The following is a 22,214-nucleotide window of genomic DNA, read 5'->3' on the forward strand; positions in this document are numbered from 1 at the left end:
GAAATGCTGCGCCGCTGGTCTCGTCCGCTGTCGCTGGCCGACGATGTCAAGCTGCCCGCGGACATCCGCGTGGACGTCAGCGAGAACGACAAGGAGTACCTCGTCAGCGCCGAGATCCCCGGCGCGAAGAAGGAGGACATCCGCGTCACAATCGACGGCAACTACGTCTCGATCTCCGCCGAGATCAAGAAGGACATGGAAGAAAAGCACGGGCGCACGCTCGTGAAGGAAACCTACCATGGCTCCGTCTCGCGCGGCTTCACGCTGGCGAGCGAGGTCGACGACAAGACCGCCGTCGCCAAGCTCGAAGAAGGCGTTCTGCGCCTGACCCTGCCCAAGCGGGTCAGCAGCGCGAGCAGCACCCTCAAGATCCAATAGGATCCGCCAGGGGATCGACACCGACTTCCCGCAAGGAGCTTATTCATGACATCCGACGCACAAGCGGGAAGCGACATGCTCAAGTCGATCCTGGTCCATCTGGACGGCACGGCGCGCGCCGAGACGCGCCTGCGCATCGCGCATCAGCTGGCGGCCGCCCACCAGGCGAGCCTGAGCGTGCTGTTCGCCGTCGTTCCGCTCTACCTGCCGCTGGTCGAGGGAAGCATTCCGTCGCTCCCGCTCGACGCCAGGATCGATGCCGAGCATCGCGCCCGCGCCCTGGACATGTTCGAAAGCGCGCGTGACGCCGGGGCGCCGGCGCTCGAGTGGCTCGAATTGAGCGGCGAACCGGTGATCGGCGCCTTCGCGCGCCGGGCCCTGGTGGCCGACCTGCTGGTGCTGGGCCAGCGCGACCCGCTCGACGCGGCGGGCTTCGACGTGCCCGGCGATTTCGTGGAGAGCGTGATCATCGACAGCGGCAAGCCCGCGCTCGTCATTCCCTACGTCGGCGAAGTGACGGCGGCGCCGCGCACGGTGCTGGTGGCCTGGAAGCCCCGGCCCGAATCCGCGCGCGCCCTGTCCGCCGCCCTGCCCTTCCTGCGGGCTGCCGCGAAGGTGCACCTGGTATGCGACGACGAGAACGGCGACGACACCCAGCCGGCGCCGGCCCACGTGGCGGAATACCTGCGCCTGCACGGCGTGCACGCGGTGCACGAACACCGGCGGTTGCGCGAGAGCGATGCCGGCGACGACCTGCTGTCCCTGGCGGCGGACCTCGGCGCCGGCATGATCGTCATGGGCTGCTATGGTCATGGCCGCGCGCGGGAGCTGGTCCTGGGCGGCGTTTCGCGCACCGTGCTGCAATCCATGACGGTGCCGGTGCTCATGTCGCACTAGGCGCTTGGCGGGGATCCTGGGTGCTTCGCGGGCGCAGGCATTACCATGTTCGGGTGAATACTTCCATCCACCTTGCCGTTCTCGACGACGAGGCCGACATTACCGGCCTGCTGGCGACCTACCTCCAGGCCCACGGTTTCCGGGTGAGCCAGCTCCATTCCGGCCACTCGCTCATGGAACTGATGGCCCGCGACACCCCGGCGCTGGTCCTGCTAGACCTCGGCCTTCCCGGCGAAGACGGCTTCGCCATCGCGCGCCAGCTGCGCGAACACTGGCACTGCGGGCTGGTGATCGTCACGGGCCGAGGCGACGCCGTCGACAAGGTCGTCGGCCTGGAAGTCGGCGCCGACGACTACGTCACCAAGCCCTTCGACCTGCGCGAGCTGCTGGCACGCATCAAGGCCGTGCTGCGCCGCAGCGCGCCGGCCGCGCCCGAGCCCTCGGCCCCGCCCGCCGGCGCCAGGAACCTGCTGCGCTTCGCCGATTGGGAGCTCGACACCGCCGCCAGGCGCCTGGTGGCGCCGCACGGCGCCGAGGTGACGCTGACCGCGGGCGAATTCGACCTCCTGAACGTCCTGGCCGAAAGCCCGGGCCGCGTCCTTTCGCGCGACTTCCTGCTGGAACGCACGCGCGGGCGCGACGGCGGCCCCTTCGACCGCACCATCGACGTCCAGATCGGCCGGCTGCGCAGGAAGCTGGAGGCCGATCCGGACCATCCCCAGATCATCAAGTCGGTGCGCGGCGCCGGCTACCTCTTCGTCCCCAAGGTCGAAACCGCATGACTGAAAAAGGCTCCGGCGTTCCCGGTTTCGACGAAGACACCGTGTTCCGTTCGCTCTTCGCCGCCTACCCGGACGCGCTGCTGCTGGTCGACCTGCAAGGCAAGATCATGCTCGCCAATCCGGCGGCGCTCGATCTGCTGGGCTATCCGGCCGGCGAGCTGGTCGGGCTGTCGGTCGATGCGCTGGTGCCCGACGCCATCCGGCCGCGCCACGCCGACTACCGGCATGCCTATGCGGAGCATCCGCGGCCCCGGCCGATGGGCACGCAGATGGACCTGGTGGCCAGGCGACGCGATGGCAGCGAGGTCATGGTCGAGATCGCCCTGAGCCCCCTGCAGGGCCACGGCCTGCCCTATGTCGTCGCCTCGATTCGCGGCGTCGGCGCCTATCCGCGCGTCAAGCAGGCCTTGCAGCGGGCCCGATATGCCGAGTACCTGGCCCAGTTCGGCCGCGATGCGGTGGAGGCGCGCGATTCCCAGGAAGTGCTCGAACTGGTGCCGAAGATCGCGGCCGAGGCCATGCAGGTCGAGATGGCGAAGATCCTGTTGCTGGAGCCGAGCGGCACGGCGTTTCGCATCGTCGGCGGCGTGGGCCTGCTGCCCACGGAAGCCATCGGCGACCTGATCGCCAACGAGTCCGGCTCCCCCTCCGGTCACGTGGTCTCGCACGGCAAACCGGTGCTGCTGGGCGACTACGCGCGGGAAAAGCGCTTCATCATCCCACCCCAGTACATCAAGGCCGGCATGGTGTGCGAACTCTCCGTGCCGCTGTCGGACCGCGGGCGGACCATCGGGACGCTGGCCGTGCGTTCGCGCACCCCCCAGCGTTTCGGCGAGGACGAAGCCCGCTTCCTGGAATCCCTCTCGAGCATGCTGGCGACCGTGCTGCAGCGCGCGAGCAGCGAAGATGCGCTCAACCATGCCCAGCGGCTGGAAACCGTCGGCCAGCTGACCGGCGGCGTGGCGCACGACTTCAACAACCTGCTGACCGTGATCTCGGGCAACCTGCAGGTGCTGGAGGAGGCGCCGGCCTGTGCCGACGACCCCTTCGCCCAGCAGCTCATCGCCGCCGCCGCGCGCGCCACCCGGCGCGGCGCCGAGCTGACCAGCAAGCTGCTCGCCTTTTCGCGGCGCCAGCTTCTGCAGCCGACGATGGTCGACACCGTCGCGCTGCTGCAGTCGCTGGCCGACATGCTGCGCCGGACGCTGGATCAGCGCATTTCCATCTCGCTCGATCCCGATGCCGAGGACCTGATGTGCGTGGCGGATCCGGGGCAGCTCGAATCCGCGCTGCTCAACGTCGCCATCAACGCCCGGGATGCGATGCCCCAGGGAGGCAGGCTTTCCTTCACCTGCCGCCCCGTGCACGCGCTGCCTCTGGAGCTGGATGCCGAGCGCGGCGAACCCGCGGCGCAGGGCTACGTGGCGATCGACATCACCGACACCGGCGGCGGCATGCCCGAATCCGTGAAGGAGCGCGCCTTCGAACCCTTCTTCACCACCAAGGAAGCCGGCCGCGGCACAGGCCTCGGTCTTTCGACCGTCTACGGCTTTGCCAAGCAGTCGCACGGCGCGGTCCGCCTCATCAGCGCCATCGGCATCGGCACCACGGTCACCCTCTACCTGCCGCGCGTGCGCGAGGATGCGCAGGTGCAGGAGGATGCCGGCTTCGCCGTCGGCGGCAGTGTGCCGCAGGGCCTGCGGGTGCTCCTGGTCGAAGACGACGCGGAAGTCCGCGGCGTGGTGCGGCGCTTTCTCGATTCGATGGGTTGCAGGGTCGAAAGCTGCCCCGATGCCGAGCGGGCGCTCGAAGTGCTCGACTCCGACGCCGGGCTGGACCTGCTGCTCAGCGACATCGCGCTCGGCGCCGGCATGCGCGGCACCGAACTGGCCCAGCAGGCTCGCGCCCGCAGGCCCGAACTGGCCGTGCTGCTGATGTCAGGATTTTCGAGAGAACTGCTCGACGCCCCACCCGAATGGGAATTGCTGAGCAAGCCCTATACGCGCGCCGAACTCGAGCGCGCCATCCTCAGGGCCTTGCTGGCTCAGTGAATCGCCGCCGCGGCGGCCAGTGGCGCCCCGGTGCGCTGCATGAACGTGGTCAGCGCCTCGACGCGCGGAATATGGATGTCGCGCCGGCCCTTCTCGCAGAAGCGGATCACGTCGCCGCGGGCCATCCGCGACAAGGCGCGGCTCACGGTCTCCAGCGTCATGCCCAGGTAGTTGCCGATCTCGGCGCGCGTCATGCGCAGCGTGATCTGGTCGGTGCGAAAGCCGCGCTGCGCCAGGGCATCGGCCCAATAGCGCAGGAAGCCGGCCACGCGGGCATCGGCGGGCAAGGTGCAAAGTGACAGCATCGAATCGTGGTCGCGGGCGAGTTCGCGGCTCATGGCCACATGCAGCGCGGTGAGCAACGCGGGGGTGCGAATGGCCGCCATCAGCAGCGCGTCGTAGCGGATTGCCCACACTTCGCCGGTGTCCATCGCCACGGCGTCGCAGCCGTACTGGCCGGTCGCGATGCCGTCCAGGCCCAGCCAATCACCCTTGAAGTGGAGGCCGACGACCTGTTCGCGCCCTTCGCCGGAGAGGTTGACCATCTTGAAGAAGCCGGAGTTCACCACGTGGAGGCACTGGAACTGCTGGCCCACCTGATAGACCGTGTCGCCGGCACGCAGCACACGCTTCTGGATCGGTACGGTGTCCTGCAGCAATTGCAGCATGTCGCCGATACGCTGGGCGATGGGTTGGGTCTTTTCGGCCTTGGTGACTGTTGCTTGTTCCATCTCTTGCTCCTTGCAGATCATGGGACAGAGCTTAGAAAGCCAGTGCAACACAACAGCCAACGCGAGCGCCCCCTCGGTAACAGTGGGTGAACGCATTGTGTCTTTCCCGTGTTTTCCCGCGTTTTCCCGCGTTCATGACAGTCCGGCGACACGGAGTTGACGGCCATCAAGTCCCGAGCCGCCCCCGCCTATAGCCTTGCGATCTGATGAATTCAGCCCGCATTCCCATGCTTCCTCCGCGAGCCCTCCAGTCGATCGACGGGCTGGCGCCTGCCGACCTTGCGCATGTCCTCAAGGCAGCGCGGGAGTTGAGGATCGCTTCTCTCGACGGCAGTCCAGCCGGCGCGCCGCTGCTCGGCAAGAACCTGGCCCTGCTGCGGCCGAATCTTCCCGAGGCGGACGATTCCCCGCTCGGCCGCGCCGCCGGCGCACTCGGCGCCCGGGTGGCGCACCTCGACTTCAGCGAGCCGGCGCAGCCGCCGGCACGAAGGTTCCGGGACATGTCGCAACTGCTGGGGCGCCTCTATGACGCGATCGATTGCCGCAACCTGCCGCCGGCCTTCATGCGCGAGCTTCAACAGCATGCGGGCGTGCCTGTCTACGACGGACTCGAACGGGACGACCATCCGGTCAGGGCGCTGGCGGATCTGCTGACGCTGGCCGATCACGGCTGCAAGGCGGGGCCGGAGACGCCGATCTTCCTCCTGGGCGATGCCGGCTCGCTGCGCTACGGCACCTTCGCGAGCGCCGCGCACCTGACGGGGCATGAAGTGCGGCCTCTGGCTTCCACGGCGGGCGCTTCGAGCGCCCCCGTCTTCTCGGTCGACGCGCAGGACTGGACGCTGCGCTCGCCGAACGGCCCCATCGGCGAAGCCGAGCGCGGGGTCAATCTCCGATTCGTTCTCCAGGCCGTGCTGCTCGGCAGCATCCCCAGGGGTTGAGCCGCGCCTTCAGGGCTGCGCGACCACCACGCGCTGGATCTTGCCGCTGCGGCCCCGCTGCCCGGGTTCGCCGCTGTGGCAGTGGATGCGCACGCCGGTCGCGCCCTGGCCGACCAGAAAGACCGTCAATGTCTCGCGCGCATGCCGCAGCAAGGCCTCGGCCCTCTCGCCAGCCAGAGCGGTGCGCAGCAGAAGTTCGCAGGGCCCCAGCTGCACCAGCTGGAAATCGAACAGGCCCGCGTCGTCCTCCAGCACGGTGCTCAGGGCCAGCGGCAGGATCTTGACCGGGCGCCTCGCGGACGGTCCCAGCCTCAAGGTGTCGTCGCAGCGACCCTGGACATCGATCACCGGCAGGTGCGAGCCGCAGGCGCAGGCCGCCACGCGCCGCGTCACCCGGTCGCCGAGGTCGTAGCGGATGAGGGGCTGCACGTGGTTCGCGAGGTTCGTCAGCAGGGTCGTCGCGCCGGCCTCGCCCGCGGGTACCGCGCGGCCCCGGCCGTCCACCGATTCGAGGATCGCCCAGTCGCTGTTGAGGTGCAGCTTCCCGTGCTCGCATTCGGAGGCCAGAGACAGGAACTCCGAGGCGCCGTAGCTGTTGGCCACCGGGCAGGCGAAGGCTTTCGCCACATACGCCCGCATGGAGGCCGAAAGGTCCTCGCCGCCGGTCCAGATCTCCTGCGGCGCCGCGCGCAGGCGGCCGGCGCGATGCTCCTCCGCCAGCAGCACGGCGGCGCTGGGATAGGTGGCGATGACGGTCGGCGCGAGCGCGTTGAGCTCGGCCACCAGGGCTTCGAGCGGCTGGAGAAAGGAGACGCCGTGCAGCCGCCCGGCCCACGCCGGATTGAGCCGCCGCAGCCGCTCGACCGAGACCGTGCTCGCGAAATGGCCGCCGGTCGCGCCGACGAAGGCGATGCGCTCGCCCAGCGACCAGGGGTCGAGCCAGCGCTGCAGGGGCCGCAGGACGGGCCGGCGCAAGGCCTCCAGCGCATCGTTGACCGCCATCGCCAGCGCATCCTGCACGAAGATGCCCGGCTCGCCGCTGCTGCCCGAACTCTCCCACACCACGTAGCGCCCGAGATAGGGCTCGGCAATGCGCGAGCGGTCGGCCACGAACCGGCGCAGCCCGCCGATCTCGAGTTGCGGGTCGGCCACCCAGTCGCCGAACCGGTGCATCAGCTCGGCCTTGTGCATGACCGGCAGATCCGCCAGCCGGAGGGATGCCGGGTCGCGGCCCTTGAGCAGGCGCCGGTAGATCGGCGAATCGCGCGCCGCCGCCGCGAGCAGCTCGGCCAGGCGCCGGCGGCGCAGCTCGGCCAGCGCCTGCGCGCTCGCCCGCGACGCCAGCGTGACTTCGCCCGCGACGCGCGCCGCCAGCCAGGCATCGAAATGTGCCGTCCCCGCGTTCATGCGGCGCCCCCGAGGCGCAGAGCCTTCGCCAGCCGCCACGCCGGCCAGAGCGCGGGCACGGCCAGCGCCGCCAGCCATGCGGGCGGCAGCGTGGGCAGGCTGAACACCGGTCCGATGCCCGGCACCCCCAGCAGCAGCAGCCAGACGATGCACACACCCAGCAGCAAGGCATCGAAGGGCGTGTTGGCATGGTCATGGTCGGCCTTGATGCCCCGGAACCACAGCAGCAGCAACAGGTTGCCGACGACGATCGAAGCCAGGCTCGCGAGGCGCAGGGTCTCCGGCGACGCGTCCTCGCCACGGCACAGCCACTGGACCAGCGCGACGCCCACGAAGGCCACGCCCCCCAGCACCAGCGCGCGCACCGCGGCGGAGAGGGAGAACAGCGTCTCGCCGGCGGACCGGGGCGGCACGCGCATGCTGTTGTCCGGCGGCGGCTCGGCCTCGAACACCAGCGAGCAGGCCGGGTCGATCAGCAGTTCCAGCAGCACCACGTGCAGCGGCAGCAGCAAGGGCGGGCCGCCCAGCACGATCGGGATCAGCGCGACGCCGACGATCGGCACATGGACGGCGAACAGATAGCCCAGCGCCTTGCGCAGGTTGACGAACACGCGGCGCCCGGCCCGCACGGCCTCCACCAGCGAGGCGAAGTTGTCGTCCAGCAGCACGAGCGAGGCCGCCTCGCGCGCCACATCGGTGCCGCGCTGCCCCATCGCGACGCCGATGTCGGCGGCGCGCAGGGCGGGCGCGTCGTTGACGCCGTCACCCGTCATCGCGACCACGTCGCCGCGCTGCTGCAGGGCGCGCACGATACGCAGCTTCTGCGCCGGGTCCACCCGGGCGAAGACCTGCACCTCGCCCACGCACGCGCGCAGTTCGGCCTCGTCCAACTGCGCCAGCTGGGCACCGGTCATGACGCGGGCGCTGCCACCGTCGACGAGCCCCGCCTGGCGCGCGATGGTCTGGGCCGTGAGGGGGGAATCCCCGGTGATCATCACCACCCGCACGCCGGCGCGGCGGCATTCGTCGATGGCTTGCGGCACCTCGTCGCGCAGGGGGTCCATGAAGCCCAGCAGGCCCAGGGGCTCCAGGCGCATGTGCGCGGGCAGCGCGCCGTCGACGCCCGCGCGCGAGTCATGGCCCTGCGCGACGGCGAGCACGCGCAGCCCGGCCGCGCTCCAACGCTCGGCCGTGTCGGCGAGCCCCCGCATCCGCTCCGGCTCGCCCTCGCAGAGCGCCAGCACCGCCTCGGGCGCACCCTTCACGGCCACCGTGTGCGGCCCGGCCTCCCCCTCTCGCCACCAGTGCACGACATAGGGCCGGCCTTCGCGCACCCCGCGACGGTCCCCGGCGCTCCAATGCGCCGGCGCGCCAAGCCGAGCCTGGTCGCCGGCGTGGAAGATCGCCCGGTCCATCGGCTCGATTCCGCCGGCAACGCTGGCCAGCATCGCACCGGTCAACAGGCCCTGGAAGCGCTGCGCCGCCGTGCCGTCGGGGGCGAGTTCGCAGGCCTCGGCGCCGTCATGCAGCGCGGTGAGCGCCATCTGGTTGCGCGTGAGGGTGCCGGTCTTGTCCACGCACAGCACGGTGATGGTGCCCAGCGCCTCGATGGCCTGCGGCTGGCGCGTCAGCACCCTGGACTTCGCGAGGCGCCAGGCGCCGAGCGCGAGCATCACGCTCCAGACCACCGCAAACTCTTCCGGGATCAGCGACATCGCGAGCGTCAGGCCCACCAGCAGGCCGGCGGTCCAGGACCCTTCGCGCAGCGCGAAGACGGTGGCCGCGACGGCGCAGGTGAGCACGGCCAGCACCGCCACACGCTGCACCAGCCGCGTCAGTTCATTCTGCAGCCGGCTCTGCCGCGGCCTGAGCTGCGCCAGCGAGCCCCCGATGCGCCCGAGCGCGGTGTGCGCGCCGGTGGCGGTGATCAGGGCAACTCCATCGCCCTGCACCACCAGGCTCCCCGCGTGCAGCAGCGTATCGCCCGCACCGGCACCGGCGCGCTTGGCCACCGGCACCGATTCGCCCGTCAGCAGCGACTCGTCCACCAGCAACGCGTGGGCCTGCAGCAGCCGCGCGTCGGCGGCCAGGCGATCGCCCTCATTGACCAGCAGGCGGTCGCCCCGCACCAGCGCCTGGCTCGACACCCGCAGGGACTGGCCATCGCGCACGACCGTGCAGCGCGGGCTGGAGAGGTCCTTCAGCGATTCCAGCGTGCGCTCGGTGCGCTGCTCCTGATAGATCGACAAGCCGCCCACGGCCAGCACCGACACCAGCAGCACGCCGGCATCGCCCAGGCTGCCGAGCAGCCCATAGACGGCGGCGGTCGCCAGCAGCAGCAGGAACATCGGCTGCGTCAGCGCGCCCCAGGCGATGCCCAGCAGGCCCTTGCGGTCGCGCGCCGGCAGCACGTTGGGGCCGTCGGCGCGCAGGCGCTCGCGCACCTGCGCCTCGCTCAGCCCGCGCGGGCCGGGATCGTCGACCGCGGCCCCGGGCGCTTGCCGCGCGCCTGCCAGGGCCTGCGACGCGCCCATGCTCATGGCGAGGCCTCGATGCGCACGGTCGGCAGCTGCGAGCGCAGGAAGCCCAGGGCGTACTGCAACTCGCCCAGGCTGTCGGCATACAGCGTGAAGAGCGGCTGGCCGAGCTGCACCGTTTCCCGCACGCGCACCTGCATCAGCGCGCCCGCGGCCGGATCGCGCGGCGCGCCGGCCAGCTTGGCCGCTCGGGCGACCAGGCGGGTGTCGATGGCCGCCACCACGCCGCCGGCGTGCGCGGTCACGACGTGGCTGTGGGCCGCGCGCGGCGGCACGCGCAGGCCGCCCTGCGCCTCGCAGATGGCGATGAACTTGGCGAGCGCGCGGCCGTCGTCGAGCACCTCGCGCGCCAGCGCGAGCCCCGCCCCCGGCGCGCTGCGGCCCGCCATCTCGAGCAGCAGGCCGGACAGCTGCAGCGCGCGATCGCGCAGGTCCGAAGGCGCGTCCTGGGCCCGCTCGAGCACAGCCATCACATCCATGGCCTCCAGCGCCGGACCGATGCCGCGGCCCACCGGCTGGGTGCCGTCGGTGAACACCGTGCGCACCTGCAACCCCAGCGCGGCGCCCACCGAGACCAGCGTGCGCGACAGGCCCTCGGCCGCCGCCACGCTGCGCACCTTGGTCAGCGGGCCGACGGGAAGATCGATCAGCACCCGCTGCGAACCCACGCCCGCCTTCTTGGAAAGAATGGAGGCCACCAGCAGCCCCTCGCTGTCGAGATTGAGCGGCCGCTCCACGCGGATCAGCATGTCGTCGGCGGGACTGATGCGCGCCGCGCCGCCCCAGGCGATGCAGCCGCCTTCGCGCGCCACCACCCGGCGCATCGTCGCCAGGTCCAGGTCGACCGGCGCGAGCGTCTCCATCGCATCGGCGGTGCCCGCCGCCGAGGTGATGGCGCGGGAGGAGGTCTTGGGCATCAGCACGCCGCAGGCCGTGACGATGGGCACGACCAGCAGCGAGGTCCGGTTGCCGGGCAGCCCGCCGATGCAATGCTTGTCCATGACGGGGGAGGCGTCCCAGACGATGCGCTCGCCCACGTCGACCATGGCCCGCGTGAGCGCCACCGTCTCGTCGAAATTCAGCCCGCCGCCGGCGCAGAGCGTGACGAAGGAGGCGAGGTGGATGTCGGACACGTGGCCCTGGCTCACGTCATCCATCAGCGCGCGCAAGGCCGCGTAATCCAGCCTGCCACCGTGGACCTTGGCCCGCAGGTGCGCGAGCGATGCCAGCACGGGCGGATGGCGCACCTCCACCGGGTCGCCCTCCGCCGCCGCCAGCAGGGTCCAGGCGACGTCCGACAGCGCGATCTGGTCGTGCCGCAGCCAATCCCTGGTCACGTGGTTCAGGATCGCGAGCACGTGGCGCCCGCCGGCGATGACCTCCACCTGCGCCTGCGATTGAAAGCCCTCGGCGCGGCACACATGGCAGTCGCCGCGCATGTAGACCACGGGCTGCTGGTAGGTGTCGATGCCGGCGCGCCGGGCCAGCAGGCGATCGGTGGGCATGGCGCCGGCCGTCAAAGCTCGCGCGACTCGCGGTAGTCGGGCACCGTCACCGGCCAGCCATGCCGCTCCTCGATGGCCAGGCGCAGCGCGTCGGCCGCCACCGGTTCGCCATGCGTCACGAAGACCCGCCGCGGGGTCCGCAGGCCGTTGAGCCAGGCCAGCAGTTGCTCGCGGTCGGCATGCGCCGACAAGGTGTCGAGATTGGCCACCTCGGCGCGGACCGCGACGTAGGCGCCGTGGATCTTGATGGCGGACGCCCCCTCCACCATCGCCGCGCCGCGCGTGCCCACGGCCTGGAAGCCGGCGAACAGGATCGTGTTCCTCGCGTCCGGCGCGTAGGCCTTGAGATGGTGCAGCACGCGCCCGCCCGTCGCCATGCCGCTGGCCGAGACGATGATGGTGGGAAAGCGCAGCGTGTTGAGCCGCTTCGACTCATCCACGGTGTTGACGATGTGGACGTCCTGGCACATCGACGCGCACTGCGCGGCGCTCAGCCGGTGCTCGTCGAGGTGCTTGCGGAAGATGCGCGTGGTGTCCGCCGCCATCGGGCTGTTCAGGTAGACCGGCATGTCCGGAATGCGGCGCGCCTCCTTGAGCAGGTGGATGCAGTGCAGCAACGTCTGCGCCCGGCCGACCGCGAATGCCGGAATGACCAGCACGCCCCCGCGCGCGGCCGTGCGGTTGATCACCTCCGCCAGCGCGCCGAGCGTGTCGACATCGCGGTGCAGACGGTTGCCGTAGGTGGACTCCACGACGACGTAGTCGGCCTGCTCGGGTGCTTCCGGCGGGCGCATCACCAGGTCGTCGCTGCGCCCGAGGTCGCCCGAGAACAGGATGCTCCCGCCGGGCCAGGCGACGCGGGCGCTGGCGGCGCCCAGAATATGCCCCGCGCGCTTGAGCCGCCACGACCACCCCGGCCAGGGCGAATGATCGGTATCGAAGGGAACCACCTCGAAATGCTTGAGCGCCTCGCGCGCCTCGTGCTCCGTGTAGAGCGGCAGTGCCGGCTTGTGCTTGGAGTGCCCGTGCCGGTTCGCGAAATCGGCTTCTTCCTCCTGCAGCCGCCCGGAATCCGGCAGCAGCAGCTCGCACAGTTCGCGCGTGGCGGCGCTGCAATACACCGGGCCCTTGAAGCCGAGCTTGACCAGCCGGGGCACGTAGCCGCTGTGATCGATGTGCGCATGCGTGAGCAGCACCGCGTCGATGCGCGAAACGTCGAGCGGCAGGCCTTCCCAGTTTCGCAGGCGCAGCTGCTTCAGGCCCTGGAACATGCCGCAATCGACCAGCAGGCGGCGGTCGTCATGCTCCAGAAGATATTTGGATCCGGTGACGGTGCCTGTACCGCCGAGAAATTCGATGCGCATTGTCTCTCCTTCATGACATGCGAGCGTGGCAGCACGCGTTGGCCGAGCCTTGATCCCGGTCAAGGGATCGTCATGCCCGATTGCGGATGATGAACCTTCGCCTGGAGATCCAACTTGAGCATTCGCCATCTCGACCGCCTGCTGTCGCCCGCATCCGTCGCCGTCTTCGGCGCCTCCAACCGGCAGGGCAGCGTCGGCGCCACAGTCTGGCGCAACCTGCGCGCCGGTACCTTCGCCGGGCCGGTCTATCCTGTCAACCCGAAGCACGTCTTCCTGGACGACGTGCCGGTGTTCCAGAAAGCCGCCGACCTGCCCGCCCCCCCGGACCTGGCCTTGCTGTGCACCCCGCCGCACACGATCGCGGGCCTCGTCGCCGAACTCGGCGCGCTCGGCACGCGCGCGACCATCATCGTGACCGCGGGCCTGAGCGCGCAGGAGAAGCAGGCGGCGCTCGACGCGGCGCGGCCCTTTCTCATGCGGCTGYTCGGCCCCAACTGCATCGGCCTGCTGAGCCCGCACATCGGGCTCAACGCCAGCTTCGCGCACACCGATGCGCTGCCGGGCGACGTGGCCTTCGTCTCGCAATCGGGCGCGCTGGTCACCGCGATGCTCGACTGGGCCAAGAGCCGGGGCATCGGCCTGTCGCACCTCGTGTCCCTCGGCGACCACTGCGACGTCGACTTCGGCGACCTGCTCGACCACCTGGCGAACGACGCCCGCACGCGCTCCATCCTGCTCTACGTCGAATCGGTGGAGTCGACGCGCAAGTTCATGTCGGCCGCACGCGCGGCGGCACGCAACAAGCCGGTGATCGTCGTCAAGGCCGGGCGCGCGGGCAACGGCGTGCGCGCGGCAGCCTCGCACACCGGCGCGCTGGCCGGTTCCGACATCGTCTACGACGCCGCCATCCGCCGCGCCGGCATGCTGCGCGTGGACACGCTGCAGGACCTCTTCATGGCGGCCGAGACCCTGGCGCGCTTTCGCGGCAACCGCAGCGACAAGCTGACCATCATGACCAACGGCGGCGGAGCGGGCGTGATGGCCGCCGACGCCGCCGCGCGCGCCGGCGTCACGCTCGCCGAGCCCGGCGAGGCGCTGCTGCAGCGGCTCAACGCGGTGCTGCCGCCCAACTGGTCGCATGCCAATCCGGTGGACATCATCGGCGACGCGCCGGTCGAGCGCTACACGGCGACGCTGTCGGCCCTGCTGGCGGACGAATCGGCCGGCGCCGTGCTGTTCGTGCACGCGCCGACGGCCATCGTGCGCAGCGACGACATCGCGCGCGCCTGCCTGCCGCTGCTGCGCACGGGCGTTCCGCGCATCATGAGCTGCTGGCTCGGCGACGTCTCGGTCGCCCAGGCACGCCAGCTCTTCGAGCAGGCCGGCCTGCCCGACTACGCGACGCCGGAAGAAGCCGTGAGCGCCTTCGCCATGCTCCAGACCTACCGGCGCAACCAGGAGATCCTCACCCAGGCGCCCAGCGCGAGCGAGAACCCGGCGCCCGACACGGCCGCCGCGCGCCTGCAGTTCGATGCCGCGCTCGCCGAGGGCCGCGAATGGCTGGGCGAGCACGAGGCCAAGGCCGTGCTCAAGGCCTACGGCATTCCCGTGGTGCCGACCGTGGCCGTGGCGCCCAACGCCTCGGCCATCTTCGCGGCGGCGCGCGAGGTGGGCTATCCGGTGGCCTTGAAGATCCAGTCGCGCGACATCACGCACAAGTCGGACGTCGGCGGCGTGCGCCTGGATGTGCGCGACCAGGCCTCGCTGGACCATGCCGTCAGCGAGATGCTCCAGGCGGTGCGCACCGCCCGCCCCGATGCCCACATCGACGGCTTCACGGTGCAGCCGATGATCCACCGGCCGCATGCGCAGGAAGTGATCGTCGGCGCGAGCATCGACAGCGTGTTCGGCCCCATCATCCTGTGCGGCCAGGGCGGCACGGCCGTGGAGGTGACGGCCGACAGCGCGGTCGCCCTGCCCCCGCTCAACCGCAGCCTGGCGCGCGAGCTGGTCTCCCGCACCCGCGTGTCGCGCCTGCTCGCCGGCTACCGCGACCATCCGCCCGCGCAGGTGGAAGCGCTCTACGACGTGCTGACGGCGGTGTCGCAGATGCTCGCCGACCTGCCGCAACTGGCGGAACTCGACATCAACCCCCTCTACGTCGACGAGAACGGCGCGCTGGCGCTCGATGCCCGCATCCGCGTCTCGCGCCAGCCGGTCGGCGGGGCGGAGCGCTTCGCGATCCTTCCCTACCCGACGCAATGGGTGCGCAAGCTGACGTGGAACGGCCGCGCGATCACCATCCGGCCCATTCGCCCGGAAGACGAGGCGCAGCACCTTCGCTTCCTGGAGCGGCTGGACCCGGAAGACATCCGCATGCGGATCTTCCAGACGCGGCGCGATCTACCGCGCAGCGAGCTGGCCCGCCTGACCCAGATCGACTACGACCGCGAGATGGCCTTCATCGCCGAGGGCACCGACGCGCAGGGCGCGCCGGAAACGCTGGGCGTGGCCCGCACGGTGAGCGACCCCGACCACGTGGAGGCGGAGTTCGCCCTGCTCGTGCGCTCCGACCTGAAGGGCGCCGGGCTCGGTCACCTGCTGTTCGAGCAGTTGATCGAGCACGCGACGCAGCGCGGCATCGAGCGTCTGGTCGGCATCGTGCTGCGCGAGAACACGCGCATGATCAATCTCTCGCGCGACCTGGGCTTCGAGGCGGACCCCGCCGAGCCCCTGACCTCCGGCGTGCGGCGGATGGTCAAGGCGCTTAGCCGCGCCAACACCGCCTGACGGCAGCACGGGCCTTCGACGCCAGTCCCATGCCGAACGCCTTCAACTTCCATGCCTCGCCCTTCGACTGCCTGAATCCGGCCGAGCAGCAGCTGGTGCGCGACGGCGTCGACATCGCCTATTTCCGCGAAGGCGAGACCATCCTCGACCCCGCGACGGCGCCGACGCACCTCTTCGTCGTCATCAAGGGCTTCGTGCGGCAGCTCGACGGCAACGAGCCGGTGGCCAGCTACGGACCGGACGACACCTTCGATGGCCGCAGCCTGGTGGCGGGCAAGGTCAGCGGCCGCTTCGTCGCGGCGGAGGAAGTGGTGGCCTACCAGCTGGCGCGCACGACCGTCAACGAGCTGATCGCCCGCAACGCGACCTTCGGCGCGATGCTTTTTTCCGACCTGTCGAGAAAGCTGAGCGCCATGGCCGGGCGCCAGAGCCGGCACGAGCTGCAGTCGCTGACGCTGGCGCGGGTCGACCAGGCCTGCGTGCGCGCGGCGCACATCGTCGACGCGGACACCGACGTGCTGGCCGTCGTGCGGCTGTTCCAGGCGCAGCGCACCACCAACGTGCTGGTGCGCGACGGTGTAGGCATGCCCGCCGACGCGCCGCGCCTGGGCATCTTCACGGTGACGGGCCTGCAGCGCGCGGTGCTCAACGGCACGCCGCTGGAGCGGCTGCCGGTGCGCGAGGTCGCCAACTTCAAGCTGGTGAGCGTGCGCGCGGGCGATCCGGTCGGCGACGCATTGACCGTGATGGTGCGCCACCAGGTGCATCGCGTGGTCGTCCTGGCCGATGACGACGACAAGCGCATCGTCGGCGTGCTGGAGGCGCTGGACCTGTTCAGCTTTCTTTCGAACCATTCCTACCTCATCAACCGCGAGATCGCCGAGGCCCGGGACCTGCCCGCGCTGCGCGAGGCAGCCGAGCACATCACGCGCCTCGTCGAACTGCTGTTTCGCGGCGGCACGAAGGTCGGCCAGATCGCCGGCCTCGTGCAGGCACTGAACGCCAAGCTGCTGGAGAGCGCATGGCGGCTGATCGCGCCGCCGGAGCTGATCGCCAACAGCTGCCTGTTCGTGATGGGCAGCGAGGGACGCGGCGAGCAATTGCTCAAGACCGACCAGGACAACGGCCTGCTGCTTCGCGACGGCTACGTGCCGCCGGCGGACATCGGCGAGATCTGCGCCCGCTACTCGCAGGCGCTTTGCAGCTTCGGCTACCCGGAGTGCCCGGGCGGGGTCATGCTGTCCAACCCGGCGTGGCGCGCGAGCCAGAGCGAATTCGCCGAGCGGGCCTGCGGCTGGCTGCTGCATCCCGACGGCGGGAAGCTCATGAGTCTGGCCATCTTCCTCGACGCGCAGGCCGTCGGCGGCGACGCCACGCTGCTCGCCCAGGCGCGGGCGCGGGTCTTCTCGCTGGTCAGCGACAACGACGCCATGCTGGCCCGCTTCGCCGCGGCAGTCGACTTCTTTGCCGAGGGCGGCGGCTGGTGGAACCGGCTGCTGATGCGCGCCGACGAACGCGGCGAGCCCTTCGACCCCAAGAAGCAGGGCATCTTCCCGATCGTGCACGGCGTGCGCAGCCTGGCCCTCGGCGAGCGAATCACCGAGACATCGACGGCCGCACGCCTCGATGCGCTGGTGGGCCGCGGCAAGCTGGAGCGCGCGCTGGCCACCGACGTGCTCGAAAGCCTGTACTTCTTCATGGGCCTGAAGCTGAAGGCCGGTCTGGCCGACATCGAGATGGGACGCCCGGTGAGCGGCAAGGTCGACCTGGCGCGCTCCAGCAGCCTGGAGCGCGACCTGCTCAAGGACACGCTGGACGTGGTGAGGCGCTTCCGCCAGATGCTGCACCTGCGCTTCCACCTGGATTCGCTTTGAGCCTGATCGCGGCGTTCAAGCGGCAATGGCTGCTCTACCACCTGGGCGACCCGCGCTTCCGCTTCATGTGGGACCCGCCGCCGCCCGATGAATGGGTGGCGCTCGACTGCGAGACCACCGGGCTGGACGTGCGGCGCGACGAGATCATCGCCCTCGGCGCGGTGCGCATCCAGGGCAACCGGGTGATGACCAGCGAGCGCCTGGAGCTGCTGGTGCGGCCGGACAGCAAGCGCCTGAACGCCGAGAGCGTGCGGGTGCATCGGCTGCGCGAGCGCGATCTGGCCGAGGGCGTGGCGCCCGACGAGGCGATGCATCGGCTGATGCGCTTCATCGGCAGCCGGCCGCTGGTGGGCTACTACCTCGAGTTCGACGTCGCGATGATCAACCGCCTGCTGTTCCCCCTGCTGGGCATGGGGCTGCCGCAGCCGAAGATCGAGGTCTCGGCGATGTACTACGACTACAAGAACCGGCAGCGCCCGGCCCATGAGCGCGGCGGCGACATCGATCTGCGCTTCGCGACGCTGATGAAGGATCTCGACCTGCCGATGCGCGAGGCGCACGACGCGCTCAACGATGCGGTGATGGCGGCGCTGGCTTTCATCAAGCTGCGGGGAGGTTGAGGCGCTCACCTCCGTGAGATCCCCCACCGACATGTTCGGGGTCTCGGAGGGCACGAGGCTGGTCCTATAGGCGTCATAGATTTGAGTCGCTGTGAATCGATCGCCCGAGGCATCGGCTTGCTTGCGTGCCCAGTTCCAGATGTCGTCGTTGTTTGGCAGAAAGCTCACAGAAGCTGCGGCGAAGTTGCTGCGAACTGCGTCACAGGCAGCACTCCGAATACCAGCGCATGCGTTCAAGACAGCAGTTGTCTCCTTGTCCGTCGTGAGAAGTTCCGCCAGTTCGTCGCGCTGGCTTGGCGTGCAAGTTGTCTTGCATTGCTGGACGAGCGAACGCATGCGCACTGTCTCGGAATGGTTGAGATAGTTGTTGGCCGCCGCATTGCCCCCCGCCTGACTGGCGATGTCGATCTGAGTCGCATCGGCCCCCGTGATCGCCGCGGCGATACCACCCATGAGGGCTGCGAACGGCACCGTATCGGACCGTCGGCCGTAGGCCTCGGCGGCCATCTCCCCGATCGCCGCTCCGAGCGCTCCGGCACCGCAGCCAGCGGCGCTCTCCCAATCGACCTTGCCTTGCAGCAGGGGATCGTTGTTGAGCTGGTCGACCCAGCCCATGCCGGGTTGCTTCGCCAGCGCCTCGACGCTGTCCCTGGCGCCCAGTCCGGCCTGCACGCGGCTGGCCTCGATGGCGAGCGCCCCAGCGTTGAACTGGTTGTAGTTCGACGTCTCGTCGCTGCCGCCCTGGCCCCTGACCACACGATCGCCTTCCAGCAGCACGCCGCCTTGCGCGCTCGTGATGGCCATGCCGTCGAGGCTGTAGAGGCTGGCGCCGTCGAGGTTGTCGACGGTGACGCCGTTGCGCTGCACGTCGAAGCGGCTGTAGACGTTGCGCGAGACGCCCGCGGCCGAGGGGGTCTGGATGTTCACGACCGGCACGCCGTTGGCCGCCGGCAGCACGGTGGGGCGCATCGTGCCGGGAGCGTTCGGGTCGCTTGTGATCTGCGCGTGTGCCGGTGCACCGGCCAGCACGCTTGCCAACGCCAGGCCGACCGAGGCGGAACTCGCACCGGTGGCCTTGCCCATGCTCATCGCCGTCTCCTGCACCGCCATGCGCAGCCCGCGCGCGGCGTTGAAGACCACCCGGTGAAGGTTCTTGTTCATGCTCGATCTCTCCCTGACTGCCGCTCGCATAGCGCCCGCTCGCGCTCACGCGGGCGAAGCAATTCGATGGTGGTGTTGGGGCAGCAGGCGGCTCGGCGAGTGACGCTATTGCGCCTTACCGAAGCCCGGCGCATCGGCGCGCATGCGCTTGCCCTTGGAGGATGCGATCCGCAATCCCACGGCCAACCGCAGCGCGCCCTCATTCACCTCGTAGGGCGCGGATTCTGCAATCACTGGCCGGATTCGAATCTGATGAATTCTCGCGCCGGACCGCGAAACCTTCCCCTCATCGCCAGCCGTCGCCTCTTCACAACATGCCGCAATGCAATTGACGCAAGTCAATGAGGCGCCTCCGGGGGGCACCTAGAGTCGCGGCGAACTTCTTGTTACTGATCAATCAAGGCCCCGATGCGCGTCAATCTTCCCGTTACCACTGCCGAGAAAAACTTCCCGTCCGACGCCACCATGGTTTCCCGCACGGATCTGAAGGGCCGGATCACCTACGTCAATCCCACTTTCATCGAGGTCAGCGGCTTCAGCGAGGCCGAGTTGCTCGGCAAGGCCCACAACATCATCCGGCACCCGGACATGCCGCCCGCGGCATTCGCCGACATGTGGGACACGCTGGCCAAGGGCCTGCCGTGGACCGGCATGGTCAAGAACCGGTGCAAGAACGGCGACTTCTACTGGGTGCTGGCCAACGCGACGCCCATTCTCCGCAACGGGGTCACCGAGGGGTACATGTCGGTGCGCAGCAAGCCGGACAGCGCCGCTGTCGCCGAGGCGGAGGCGCTTTATCGCCGCATGCGCGAGGGCAAGGCGCGCGCCGTTTCGATCCGGCGTGGCGAGGTGGTCAGGCCGGTCTGGGCCGATCCCCTGGCGGCGCTTCGTCGCATTCCCTTGCGCCGGCGCGTCTTCGGGGTGGTGACGATGGCGGCGCTGTCGACGGCGGGCTTCGGGGCGGCGGGCTTCCTTGAAGCGTCACGGCTCGTGGCGTCCACCGGACAGGCGAGCTGGCTGCCCGCCGGGCTCATCGAATTCATCGCGGGCTCGGCCGTGGCATGGATGGGTCTGGGGCTCTTCCTCGACCGCACGATCTTCCGGCCGCTGGATCGCGCGGTGCGGGTGGCGCAATCGATCGCGGCCACCGACCTGCGCAAGTTCGAGGTCGCGCGCCAGGACGAGACCCGGGAGCTGGTGACGGCGCTCAACCAGATGAGCGCGAATTTCGTTGCGGTGGTGGCGGAGGTCGGCGCCAATGTCGCGGGCGTGATGGCGGCGTCTTCGCAGATAGCAGCGGGCAATCTGGATCTGTCGTCGCGCACCGAGGAACAGGCGAGCGCGCTGGAGCAGACGGCGGCATCGATGGAGGAGCTCACGAGCACGGTGGAGCAGAACGCCGACCATGCGCGGCAGGCCAACGTGCTCGCGGTGTCCGCGTCCGAAGTGGCGATCAAGGGCGGAGAGGCCGTGGGCCGTGTGGTCGGCACGATGGCGGAGATCAATGCCTCGTCCCGAAAAATCGTGGACATCATCGGCGTCATCGACAGCATCGCGTTCCAGACGAACATCCTGGCACTGAACGCGGCGGTCGAGGCCGCGAGGGCCGGTGAACAGGGGCGCGGATTTGCGGTGGTGGCGTCGGAGGTGCGGGGGCTGGCGCAGCGTTCGGCGGCGGCGGCGAAGGAGATCAAGGGGCTGATCGACGACTCGGTTGCGAAGGTACAGGCGGGTGCTCTTCAGGTCGAGCAGGCTGGCCAGAGGATGGACGACATCGTGGGCAGCGTGGGGCGCGTGACGGGCATCATGGGCGAGATCACAGCGGCCAGCCAGGAGCAGACCGAAGGGATCGGGCAGATCAACCAGGCCATTTCTCAGATGGACGAGGTCACGCAGCAGAATGCGGCGCTGGTCGAGCAGGCCGCTTCGGCTGCCTCTGCGCTCGAAGGGCAGGCGGTGCGGCTGGTGGAGGCGATCAGCGTGTTCCGCCCTCGCGACGCGCGGGCAGGACGGGAAGCGGCCGTGTCGCGGGTAGGTGGCCGCTCTGTGAAGGCTCGAAACGACGATTTGAAAGGCGCGGGACATCGCCGCGCTCTCCTGGGCGTGGTTTCCGAGCAGGCATAGGGAAGGCGGTGCGTCTGCCCTCGGCGGATGAGGGTGCGGGCGATCCGGGTGCGGGCGATCCGGGTGCGGTGGCGGGGGGTGTGCCCTTGACCGGCCGACGTCACCGCCCCTTCGGGGTCCCCTGCGCTGCTCGCGTCAGGCGGGGTCACGTGCAAACTCGAGCAACAGCGCCCCCCGGCTTGCCACTTCGTGTGCTTCGCCACCCCCCAAGGGGGAGGCGCGGCCGCCTTGGGGCGGCCCGGCGGCGGCCGCTCAAACAGCAAGTGCCCTTATCCGCCTGCCGCTGCGCTGCTCGGCGGCGCCTCAACGGCCAGCCAAGGGCACACCCCCCGCCACCGTGGACACGTTGGGGTTGATCCCTCCACCCGACACTTCATCGGCTTGGAGCCCAAGCATGGCCAGTTGTCCCTGCGCGCCCGCGCAATCTTCCCCCCTTCCGAATCCCCCGATCCTGCTGACATCGCCGTCGACTCGACGCCAACCGCGATCACGCTCGAATCACTCGCTTCGCATTTGCGCAGTACCGCGTCCCTGGCCTTGAGTGCTGTTGACGACGCGTGCAACCTGCGCGATGTACATCTAGCCTACGCGTGCCTTGAAGAGTTGCTTGCTCCGGTCAGCCTGGAGGAGCGCGAGGAGGTCATAACCACCCGTGGCGAGCTGTGTGCGTTGTTGACTCTGGTCAATGAAGCGCTGTGTCGGCGCATCGAGGCGGTGGAGGCTGCGGTCGATTCGGCGCACGAGGCCGTGAACTGGGGGCATGCGCAATGCGTAGCGTTGGGAGCCGGGGAGAGGTCGACTAGGAGCGAATCCCTTGGCTCGGTCAGCGACGCGGGCCAGGGGAGTGCGAAGCACTGAGAGTCTATCCAACGGATAAGCCCATGCACTTCAACGAGGTGTCGGGCGGAGGGATGCACCCCAACGTGTCCACGGCGGGGGGCGGTGTGCCCTTGGCTGGCCGTTGAGGCGCCGCCGAGCAGCGCAGCGGCAGGCGGATAAGGGCACGTGCTGTTTGAGCGAAGCGAGTTTGCACGTGACCCCGCCTGACGTGA

16 protein-coding genes and 1 pseudogene are annotated in these 22,214 nt (G+C 69.8%); 10 read left to right on the plus strand and 7 right to left on the minus strand.

From position 1 onward, the window contains the following. From AC1DNF_RS33305 to AC1DNF_RS33320, 4 genes are all read left to right on the plus strand, one after another. Nucleotides 1-378, plus strand: a 378-nt coding sequence (locus AC1DNF_RS33305; protein WP_478152939.1) for an Hsp20/alpha crystallin family protein, incomplete at its 5' end; no start/stop codon positions are given. A 45-nt stretch (nt 379-423) separates the two neighbouring features. Next, nucleotides 424-1,275, plus strand: a complete 852-nt coding sequence (locus tag AC1DNF_RS33310; protein WP_478152940.1) for a universal stress protein — start codon at nt 424-426, stop codon at nt 1,273-1,275. A gap of 53 nt (nt 1,276-1,328) precedes the next feature. After that, nucleotides 1,329-2,057 carry a winged helix-turn-helix domain-containing protein gene (locus tag AC1DNF_RS33315; RefSeq protein ID WP_478152941.1) on the plus strand — a complete coding sequence of 243 codons (729 nt, stop codon included), beginning with the start codon at nt 1,329-1,331 and terminating at the stop codon, nt 2,055-2,057. Further along, nucleotides 2,054-4,108, plus strand: coding sequence for a PAS domain S-box protein (locus AC1DNF_RS33320; RefSeq protein WP_478152942.1), 2,055 nt, complete (start codon nt 2,054-2,056; stop codon nt 4,106-4,108). The genes AC1DNF_RS33315 and AC1DNF_RS33320 overlap by 4 nt, the downstream gene beginning before the upstream one ends. Here the strand turns inward: AC1DNF_RS33320 and AC1DNF_RS33325 are convergent. Next, entirely contained in the window at nt 4,102-4,839 is a 738-nt protein-coding gene (locus AC1DNF_RS33325; RefSeq protein ID WP_478152943.1) for a Crp/Fnr family transcriptional regulator, read from the minus strand. The genes AC1DNF_RS33320 and AC1DNF_RS33325 overlap by 7 nt on opposite strands. Nucleotides 4,840-5,066: 227 nt before the next feature. Between AC1DNF_RS33325 and AC1DNF_RS33330 the strand changes: the two genes are divergently transcribed. Further along, a complete protein-coding gene (locus AC1DNF_RS33330; protein WP_478152944.1) occupies nt 5,067-5,780 on the plus strand; it encodes a Rossmann-fold NAD(P)-binding domain-containing protein in 714 nt (237 codons plus the stop codon). Nucleotides 5,781-5,789: 9 nt separating this feature from the next. Here the strand turns inward: AC1DNF_RS33330 and AC1DNF_RS33335 are convergent, their stop codons facing one another. From AC1DNF_RS33335 to AC1DNF_RS33350, 4 genes are read right to left on the minus strand one after another with little or no spacing between them, the layout of a single operon-like run. Then, nucleotides 5,790-7,187, minus strand: coding sequence for a phenylacetate--CoA ligase family protein (locus tag AC1DNF_RS33335; protein ID WP_478152945.1), 1,398 nt, complete (start codon nt 7,185-7,187; stop codon nt 5,790-5,792). Next, nucleotides 7,184-9,727 (minus strand): cation-translocating P-type ATPase, encoded by a 2,544-nt coding sequence (locus AC1DNF_RS33340; protein WP_478152946.1) that lies wholly within the window; start codon nt 9,725-9,727, stop codon nt 7,184-7,186. Before AC1DNF_RS33340 ends, AC1DNF_RS33335 begins: the two co-directional genes overlap by 4 nt. After that, on the minus strand, nt 9,724-11,229 hold the full coding sequence (locus tag AC1DNF_RS33345; protein WP_478152947.1) for a thymidine phosphorylase family protein: 1,506 nt from the start codon (nt 11,227-11,229) through the stop codon (nt 9,724-9,726). Before AC1DNF_RS33345 ends, AC1DNF_RS33340 begins: the two co-directional genes overlap by 4 nt. Before the next feature lie 11 nt (nt 11,230-11,240). Next, nucleotides 11,241-12,593 carry an MBL fold metallo-hydrolase RNA specificity domain-containing protein gene (locus tag AC1DNF_RS33350; protein WP_478152948.1) on the minus strand — a complete coding sequence of 451 codons (1,353 nt, stop codon included), beginning with the start codon at nt 12,591-12,593 and terminating at the stop codon, nt 11,241-11,243. A 114-nt stretch (nt 12,594-12,707) separates the two neighbouring features. Here AC1DNF_RS33350 and AC1DNF_RS33355 point away from each other — a divergent pair, with 114 nt between their 5' ends. From AC1DNF_RS33355 to AC1DNF_RS33365, 3 genes are read left to right on the plus strand one after another with little or no spacing between them, the layout of a single operon-like run. Beyond that, nucleotides 12,708-15,383, plus strand: coding sequence for a bifunctional acetate--CoA ligase family protein/GNAT family N-acetyltransferase (locus AC1DNF_RS33355; protein WP_478152949.1), 2,676 nt, complete (start codon nt 12,708-12,710; stop codon nt 15,381-15,383). A gap of 29 nt (nt 15,384-15,412) precedes the next feature. Further along, nucleotides 15,413-17,257, plus strand: coding sequence for a putative nucleotidyltransferase substrate binding domain-containing protein (locus AC1DNF_RS33360; RefSeq protein WP_478152950.1), 1,845 nt, complete (start codon nt 15,413-15,415; stop codon nt 17,255-17,257). Then, nucleotides 17,254-17,877: a 3'-5' exonuclease gene (locus AC1DNF_RS33365; protein WP_478152951.1), complete on the plus strand. Its 624-nt coding sequence runs from the start codon at nt 17,254-17,256 to the stop codon at nt 17,875-17,877. Before AC1DNF_RS33360 ends, AC1DNF_RS33365 begins: the two co-directional genes overlap by 4 nt. A 1,077-nt stretch (nt 17,878-18,954) precedes the next feature. On the opposite strand, the pseudogene AC1DNF_RS33370 reads toward AC1DNF_RS33365, so the two are convergent. Together AC1DNF_RS33370 and AC1DNF_RS33375 are read right to left on the minus strand one after the other, a co-directional pair. Continuing rightward, a pseudogene (locus tag AC1DNF_RS33370) lies at nt 18,955-19,068 on the minus strand (ESPR-type extended signal peptide-containing protein); the annotation flags it as partial. Nucleotides 19,069-19,143: 75 nt separating this feature from the next. Beyond that, nucleotides 19,144-19,272 (minus strand): hypothetical protein, encoded by a 129-nt coding sequence (locus tag AC1DNF_RS33375; RefSeq protein WP_478152952.1) that lies wholly within the window; start codon nt 19,270-19,272, stop codon nt 19,144-19,146. A 174-nt stretch (nt 19,273-19,446) separates the two neighbouring features. On the opposite strand from AC1DNF_RS33375, the gene AC1DNF_RS33380 reads away from it, so the two are divergent. Both AC1DNF_RS33380 and AC1DNF_RS33385 read left to right on the plus strand, forming a co-directional pair. Continuing rightward, entirely contained in the window at nt 19,447-21,162 is a 1,716-nt protein-coding gene (locus AC1DNF_RS33380) for a methyl-accepting chemotaxis protein (protein ID WP_478152953.1), read from the plus strand. Between the two features lie 381 nt (nt 21,163-21,543). Next, the gene (locus tag AC1DNF_RS33385) at nt 21,544-22,020 is read left to right on the plus strand and encodes a hypothetical protein (protein ID WP_478152954.1); all 477 of its coding nucleotides are present in this window, start codon (nt 21,544-21,546) and stop codon (nt 22,018-22,020) included. Nucleotides 22,021-22,214: the final 194 nt, after the last annotated feature.

The sequence above is a fragment of the Variovorax sp. 01T432 genome (assembly GCF_056398605.1).